Source organism: Nonomuraea sp. MG754425 (assembly GCF_021699195.1).
GTDB lineage: Bacteria > Actinomycetota > Actinomycetes > Streptosporangiales > Streptosporangiaceae > Nonomuraea.
This window is the reverse complement of sequence record NZ_SSXE01000107.1, coordinates 82,266-88,515: the sequence shown is the minus strand read 5'-3', so window position 1 is coordinate 88,515 and position 6,250 is coordinate 82,266. Positions and strand designations below refer to the sequence as shown.

6 protein-coding genes are annotated in these 6,250 nt (G+C 72.6%); all 6 read right to left on the bottom strand.

Annotated features, from left to right (window positions below):
- The coding region (locus FAF44_RS32120; RefSeq protein WP_237107064.1) for an MlaD family protein at nt 1–1,147 on the bottom strand (1,147 nt) is incomplete at its 3' end.
- Nucleotides 1,144–2,142, bottom strand: a complete 999-nt coding sequence (locus tag FAF44_RS32115; RefSeq protein ID WP_237107063.1) for an MCE family protein — start codon at nt 2,140–2,142, stop codon at nt 1,144–1,146. The genes FAF44_RS32120 and FAF44_RS32115, both read right to left, overlap by 4 nt.
- The gene (locus tag FAF44_RS32110) at nt 2,139–3,164 is read right to left on the bottom strand and encodes an MCE family protein (RefSeq protein ID WP_237107062.1); all 1,026 of its coding nucleotides are present in this window, start codon (nt 3,162–3,164) and stop codon (nt 2,139–2,141) included. Before FAF44_RS32110 ends, FAF44_RS32115 begins: the two co-directional genes overlap by 4 nt.
- Entirely contained in the window at nt 3,161–4,186 is a 1,026-nt protein-coding gene (locus FAF44_RS32105) for an MlaD family protein (protein WP_237107061.1), read from the bottom strand. Before FAF44_RS32105 ends, FAF44_RS32110 begins: the two co-directional genes overlap by 4 nt.
- Complete coding sequence (locus FAF44_RS32100; protein WP_237107060.1) at nt 4,186–5,229, bottom strand: MCE family protein; 1,044 nt, start codon at nt 5,227–5,229, stop codon at nt 4,186–4,188. The genes FAF44_RS32105 and FAF44_RS32100 overlap by 1 nt, the downstream gene beginning before the upstream one ends.
- A 3-nt stretch (nt 5,230–5,232) precedes the next feature.
- Nucleotides 5,233–6,246, bottom strand: coding sequence for an MCE family protein (locus tag FAF44_RS32095; RefSeq protein WP_237107059.1), 1,014 nt, complete (start codon nt 6,244–6,246; stop codon nt 5,233–5,235).
- Nucleotides 6,247–6,250 lie beyond the last annotated feature (4 nt).

Genomic DNA, 6,250 nt, shown 5'->3' with positions numbered 1-6,250 from the left:
GGTCGGACGGCCTGGCGCCGGTGTCGGTGTCGGCATCGGCATCGGAGGAGGCGCGGGAGGAGGCGCGGGAGGAGGCGCGGGAGGCGGCGTCCGGTTCGGGCGCGCGGTCCGGGCACGAGCGCGGCCGGGGCACCGACGGCGCCCCGAGAGCCCCGGCGTACTCCTCGGCCGGCGTCGGCCCGCCCGGCACGCTGAAGACGAACGCCGCCTTCCCGTACACCGTGTCGCCGCGCCGGTCGGTGATGTCGTCGGCGAGGCTGAGCGCGGTCGGCACGATGCTCAGCAGGCGGTGCACGTTCCGCTCGGTGGCGGCCGAGAAGACGGGCTGATGCGGCAGCCCGGTCGCCGTCAGCAGGCACGAGAAGCCCGGCCGCGACGCCCGTACAGCCGCGTCGAGCTGCCCGAACACGCCGGGCCCCTGGTCGAGGAAGGCGTTCAGGTCGGCGCGGGACTCCCGCAGCGCCGCCGTCACCGTGCTCAGGTCCGAGATGCCGGAGGCCAGTTCGCCGCGTCTGCCGGCCAGCGTGTGCGTGAGCCGGGTGAGCTGCACCGACAGGTCGTCGAGCAGTTCGGTGTGGTCGGCGAGGGTGCCGGTCAGAGAGTGCGCGTCGTCGATGATGTTCCTGATCGAGGGCGCCCGCCCGTCGAGGGCGACGGCCAGTTCGTGCACGACGGTCTCGGCGTCCTCGGGCGGGATCGCGTTCAGCAGCTTGCCAACCCCTTCGAACAGCTTCTTGTAGTCGAGCGGGACCGTCGTCCTGGCCAGCGGGATCGTGTCGCCGGCGGCGAGGGCGGGCCCGGTGACGCCGGTGGCGGGCGGCGAGAGCGCCACGTACGGCTCCCCGATGGCCGAGCGGCGGCGCACCTCGGCCGTGACGCCCTTCGGCAGCCGGATCTCCCGGTCGATGTCCAGCACCACGACGATCCTGCCGGGCGCGAGCCGGACGTCGCCGATCCGGCCGACCCGGACCCCCAGGTACGCCACGTCGAACCCGCGGATCAGCCCGGGGGAGGAGACGAACTCGGCCGAGACCCGGTACGGCCGCTCCACCGCGTCCAGCCGGATGATCGTGCTGAACGCCCAGACGGTCATGACGACCCCCAGCAGCACGAAGAAGCCGATGTTCAGGTAGATGCGGTGTCTCATCGCGGCGGCTCCAGCAGCAGGCCGAAGTCCCCGCCCGGCCGGCGCACGGGGGTCCCGCGCACGGACGGCAACAGGCCCTTCAGCCACACGTAGATCAGCACCTGCCCGTTCACGGTGATCGGCGGCGTGTCGATGAACGCCTGCAGTTCGGCCACCAGCGCCTTGAGGTCCTCCTTGCCCCGCTGCATGGACGTCGAGACGGCCTCCAGTTCGCGCAGCAGCGTGCGCAGCCGCCGCGCGTGGCGCGGGTAGACGGTGAGGTTGGCCTGCTCGGCGAGCTTGGTCAGGGCGACGATGGTCTTCTTGACGTGCCCGCGCCCGTGGGCGAGGCGTTCGGTGGCCGCGGCCAGCGTGCCCGGCAGCCGGTCCAGTTCCGCGCTGCCCTCGGCGAGGTCGTCGCCGAGCCGGGCCAGGGCGTCGATGGAGGTGCCGAGGTCGCGGCGGGCGGCGGCGTAGGCGTCGGTGACCTCGGCGGTCTGCCTGATCAGCCGGTTCACCGTGTCGCCCTGCCCGGCGAAGGCGGTCGAGGCCGCGTCGAGGACGGCGTTGACGTCCTGCGCGCCGAGCGCCTCGATGAGCGGCCCGGCCTTGGCGGTGACCTGCTCGATGTCCGGCTCCACGGACGTCTCGGAGATCGTGGCCCCGTCCTTGAGGTACGGCCCCGCGGCCAGGTCCTTGCCCGGCGGCGGGGTGAGCTGGACGTAGTTCTCGCCCAGCACGGACGTCTTGGCCACGGTGGCGGTACTGCCCTCGGGCACCCGGTGCGCGGACTGGACCGACATGGTGACCCTGGCCCGGTAGCCGTCCAGGCGGATGCCGGTGACGGTGCCGACCCGCACGTCGGAGATCTGCACGCTGTGCCCGGCCACCAGGCTCTGGACGTCGTCGAAGACGGCGTGCAGGGTCAGGTCGCCGGTGGTCGCGCCGAGCGTCTGCAGCGAGCAGGCCGCGGTCAGGGCCAGTGCCGCCGCCCCTGCGGCCAGCCGTGCGATCATCGTGTGTCCCTCCGCCGTTCGAAGGGGCAGTTGCTCAGCCCGCCGGGCAGGCACGGCACCTCGCCCAGGTTCAGCGCGTCGAACAGGGGTGTCAGCCAGGCCCTGGTCATCGCGTTCAGCACGACGCGGATCTTCAGCACGTGCTGTTTCCGGTCCCAGGAGTCGATCAGCACGTCGGCGAAGTCGGCCGCGCCCTTGACCGCCCGCGCGGTGGCCGCGCTGTTGGCCCGGACCGTCAGCACCAGCTCGGCCAGCGTGGTCGCGGCCTGGGGCAGCCGCTTCGCGTACTGCTCGATGATCACGTCGCCGCGCCGGACGAACCCGGCCATGGACGAGACGAAGCCGCGCAGCCGCCGCCGCTCGTCCGCGAGGATGGCGGCGGCCTCGGAGAAGGCGTCGACGGCGCCGGTCACCTGGCTCTCGCGCTTGTTGAGGCTGGTGGCCAGCTTGTTGAGGCCCTCGGCCAGGTCCACGAGCTGCTGGTCCTGCTTGGCCAGCACGCCGGTGAGCTCGGAGGTGTCGGCGAGGGCGTTGTTGATCGTCCTGCCGTGTCCCCTGACCCCGTCGGCCAGGTCGCCGGCCACCTTGCCGAGCTGGTCGTCGTCGAGCGCGTCGGTCAGCTCGGTGAACGCGTCGAGCGCCTCGTCGATCTCCACCGGCAGGTCGGTGCGCTCCAGCGGGATCGTCGAGCCGGGCCGGACGCGGCTCTTGCCGGGCGTCCACGGCGGGTAGAGCACGACGTTGCGCTCGCCGAGCGTGTTCTGCGGCGCGACCACGGCCTTGACGTCGGCCGGCAGCGGCACCCGCGCGTCGATCCGCAGTTCCACCCGCACCTTGTCGCCGGCGATCCGGATCCGGTCCACGTACCCGGCGTCCAGGCCCATCACCTTCACCCGCGCCTCCTCGTACAGGGAGGGCGCCTGTTCGAAGATCGCCACCAGCCGGTACGGGCCGGTTCCCGGGGCCGAGCACGCGGACGCGAGCAGCACCCAGGCCAGCAGCACCGCCGTGAGCCGTCTCATCGGTCGCCTCCCCGGTCCTTGGCGATGGCGGCCAGCACCTCCGGGTTGATCGGCCCGAGGCCGGTGGCGATGGCCTCCAGCCACGGCCCCTGTCCGCCCATCGTGGCCAGCCCGGAGAACGTCGGCCCCGCCCACGCCAGCAGCGAGTTGAGCCGCTCGCCGCTGCCGCTGAGCCGGGTGGTGATGGCCGAGGTGTCGTCCAGGACCTGCACGAGGGTGTTCTCGTGCTCGGTGATCAGCCGGGTCGTGCTCCGCACGAGGTCGCTGCCGTCGCCGAGGATCGTGCGCAGCTCGTCGCGGCGCCCGCGCAGCTCGGTCAGCATGATCTCGACCGCGTCGATGAGCCGTCCGAGCTGCGCGTCCTTCTGCTCCAGGACGTCCATGACCTTCGTGCCGTTGTCGAGCAGCCGCTGGAGCTGCGGCTCGCTGTCGCTGATGGTCTCCGACAGGTCGCCGATGTTGTCCAGCAGGCGGGTGACGCGGCCCTGCTGGAAGGTGTCCATCTTGCCCAGCTCGGTGAGCAGGTCGTCCACGGCGTCGGTGTCGAGCCGCTCGACCAGCCGGGTCGCGTCCTTGACGGCGTCGTTGATCAGCGTGGGCACGCCGGTGCGCTCGGCCGGGATGCGCCGCCGGGCCTCGGGGAGCTGGTCGAGGTACGGGGGCGCGACCGCGCCGCTGAGCTTGACGTACCGGCCGCCGAGCAGGTTGGACAGGGCGATGTCGGCGCGCGTGGAGCGGCCGAGCCGGACGCCGTCGTCCACCCGCCACGTGACGACCACGTGGCCCTGGCCGTAGTCGGCGCGCACCTCCGTGACCTTGCCCACCCGCACCCCGGCCACCCGGACGTCGTTGCCGGTGCGCAGCCCGCCGGAGTCGGCGAACACGCCCGACACGGTGTACCCGCCCTCGAACAGCCCGAGGTTGCCGACCAGGAACGTGGCCACGAGGACCGCCGCCAGCGTCGCCAGGGACGCCAGGCCGACGAGGTGCTTGTTCCTGTCGCGGAAGGACTTGACCGCCATCACCGGCCCACCAGCAGCTTCCTGAGGTCCTTCTCGCTGCGCACGCGCAGGTTGCGCAGCGGCGGCGGCGTCTGCATCCCGTACGGGCAGGGCGCGGCGTTCAGCGCCACGCAGGGGACCGCGGTGATGAAGTAGTGCCCCCGGTTGACCGACGAGTACGCCCGCTCGAACAGCGGCGGGAACGTCCTGACGACCTTGTCCACCTCGCTCACGTGCCGCCTGATCCCGCCGGTCAGCCCGGCCAGGTTGTCCACCAGCCGGCCCAGCTCGCCGGCGTTCCTGCCGAGCACCTCGTCGGAGGTGCGGAAGGTGGCCGACAGCTCCACCAGCGCGTCGTCCACCAGCCGCCGGTTGTCGGCGAACGCCTCCGACAGGGTGACGAGGTTGTCCACGAGCCGCTCGATCTGCTTGTCCCGCTTGGCGACCACGCCGGTGACGGTGGCGTAGTCCTCCAGGAGCCGCCGGATGGTCCGTCTGCGCTCGCTGACCGTGGTGGTGATGGCGTCCACGTTATCGAGCAGGCGCGGGATCTCGCGCTCGTTGCCCTTGAGCGAGGTGGCGGCGGCGGTCAGGAGCTGGTTGATCTGCTCGGGGTCGAGGCTGCGGGTGAGCGGGCCGAGGTCGCTGACCAGTTGGCCGATGTCGACGACCGAGGAGGTGCGGGTGATGCGCGCCCCGGGCGCCAGCCGGTCGCGCGCGGTGCCGGGCAGCAGGTAGATCACCCGCTGGCCGATGGCGTTGCGCCAGCGGACGGCCGCCTCGGTGTCGGCCGGCACCCTGACCGCGTCCTGCACTTCCATGGTCACCTCGGCCCGGCCGTCCACGACCCTGATGGTGTGCACCTGGCCGACCGGCGCGCCGGCGATCTTCACCTCGTCTCCCTCGACCAGCCCCGACACGTCGTCGAACACGGCGCTCAGCCGGTAGCCGCCGCCCGTGTTCACCCGAGCGACCTGCACGGCGATGAACACGATCAGCGACACGGTCAGGCCGATGAACAGCACGAAGCGGACGAACGTCCACCGCCGCCGGACGCGTTCCATGCCTCAGCGCCTCCCGTCGGTCGGTCCGCAGGCGCCGACGATCAGCTCGCAGACGTCGGTGGCCACGAACGCCTCCACCTGGAGCTGGCGGCTGTCGCCGGGGCCGGGCGCCTCGATCAGCTCGTTGAGCAGGTCCACCAGCGTGTTCAGGCCGCGCACGCCGTCGCCGGCCAGGCCGAGCTGGGCGTAGATGAGCGCGGCCACCCGTTCGCCGGAGTGCACGCCGGCCCGCAGGTTCTGCCGGTGCTTGGCCAGGCCGTGCGTGACCTGGCCGGAGACGGAGTCGATCTCCTCCAGCAGGACGCGCACCTTGTCGGCCCGCTCCAGCAGGCCGGGCGTGATGACGTTGACGTCGGAGGAGATGGAGACCAGTTCGTCGCCCTTGTCCGACAGCGAGGTGCCGAGCAGGGCCGCGTCGTGCAGGAACCGCCGGGCCCGCTCCCGCTGGCGGTGGGCCACGTCCACGACGGCGCCGGCGTCGCCGATCAGCTCGCGCAGGTCCCTGCCCTGGCCCTCCAGCCCCTTGGCCAGGGTGTGCACGATGACCGTGACCTCGCGCGGATCGACCGCGTCCAGGCCGCGGTAGGCGTCGCCGAGCGTGTCGGACAGGTCGAGCGGGTCGCGGGTTTCGGTGATGAGCGCGCCGGAGGCCAGGTAGGGGCCGGTGCTCTCGCCGGAGCCCGGCTCCAGGCCGACGAACTTGGGGCCGAACACCGACGCCGGCTCCACGGAGGCGACCGTGCTCCTGGGGATCCTGGCGGTGACGTGCATGGTGACCACGGCCCGGCCTCTGGCGTCCAGCGACAGGTTCGTCACCTCGCCCACCGTGACGCCGCGGATCTTGACGGGGGAGCCGGCGTCGAGGCCCTGACCGGCGCGTCCGAACACGGCGTCGATCCGGGTGCCGGGGACCTCGGTGGCGGCGCGTACGGCGTACAGGGCGGCGGCGGCGAAGACGGCCAGCACGGCCAGCGCGATGCCCATCCGGGCGGCGAGGGGAAGATCGGCTCGGCCCACCTGC